This window comes from Vibrio nereis NBRC 15637, assembly GCF_001591105.1.
In the GTDB taxonomy this organism is placed as follows: Bacteria; Pseudomonadota; Gammaproteobacteria; order Enterobacterales; family Vibrionaceae; genus Vibrio; species Vibrio nereis.
In genome coordinates this window covers 1-938 of the sequence record NZ_BCUD01000052.1, presented here as the reverse complement: position 1 = coordinate 938, position 938 = coordinate 1, and the positions used below count along the sequence as shown (strand labels likewise).

The window sequence follows — 938 nt, the reverse complement described above, 5'->3', positions numbered from 1 at the left end:
CGTTAGCTTTTTATCGCAATACTATCCAGTATAATAGCGGCATATAAAGAAAAAATAGAGATTAGATTGAATGAGTGATGACAGTAATTTTCAAGAGTACAAGCGTAATGCTGCTGACGAAATGGACTGGGCTGAAGTTGATCAACTTCATGAAGCGACGTTGAAAATTAGTCAAAACTGTTTCGAATTTAAAAAACTATGTGTTGCGGTAATCGGTATAGCAGCTGTCGCACTTGGAAAACTAACATCTGATACTCTAGACCCTTCATATTTTGTAGTTCCCTTTCTTGTTGCGTTTGGCTTTTGGGTTGCTGACTTTACTGCATATTATTATCAACGAGTTACCAGAAAACGAATGAATATAAGGCTTCAGGCAATAGCATCAAGAAACCAACTTTCAACCGATAATATCTCAATAGTAAATGTTAGTTGGGGTAACGCTATGTTTAATTTATCTATGTCGCTTTACTTCGTTCTAATGTCTTTGTCAGTAGTTGGATTTTTCTTGTTTTCTCAAGGTCGCATTGCGTAATGAACATTTTTATTAGCTATACCCTTCGAGATGAGATGATCACAGTTGATCATCTTAAGTTTATATCAGAGGTTGTCTCTGATTACGGCAAGCCATTTGTAGACATCATTGATAATGACGCAAAAGACAAACAAAAATTTGTCATTAAGCAACTAGATAATTCTGATCTGGTCGTGCTACTTAACACTGATTCTGTTTCAAAATCTAAGTGGGTTAGGTTGGAAATCGACCGAGCAAATAAAAACAATACGCCTGTAATTAGTATTCCGTTAAACGGAAATCAGTCAATCAACTTAAATTACATAAACAAATACTTACGTGCAGAACTAAAAAAAGCTAACAAAGCATTTAAGAGTGATTCGCAACGCTTGCCATTTTCGCTTCGCTCAAAGTATAGGCAAGCGCT

2 protein-coding genes are annotated in these 938 nt (G+C 35.8%); both read left to right on the top strand.

The features are described from left to right. The first annotated feature begins 70 nt into the window (after positions 1–70). Positions 71–532 (top strand): hypothetical protein, encoded by a 462-nt coding sequence (locus tag VNE01S_RS18720; protein WP_053397054.1) that lies wholly within the window; start codon positions 71–73, stop codon positions 530–532. Further along, a partial coding sequence (locus VNE01S_RS18715; protein ID WP_061781663.1) for a TIR domain-containing protein occupies positions 532–938 on the top strand: 407 nt, incomplete at its 3' end. The genes VNE01S_RS18720 and VNE01S_RS18715, both read left to right, overlap by 1 nt.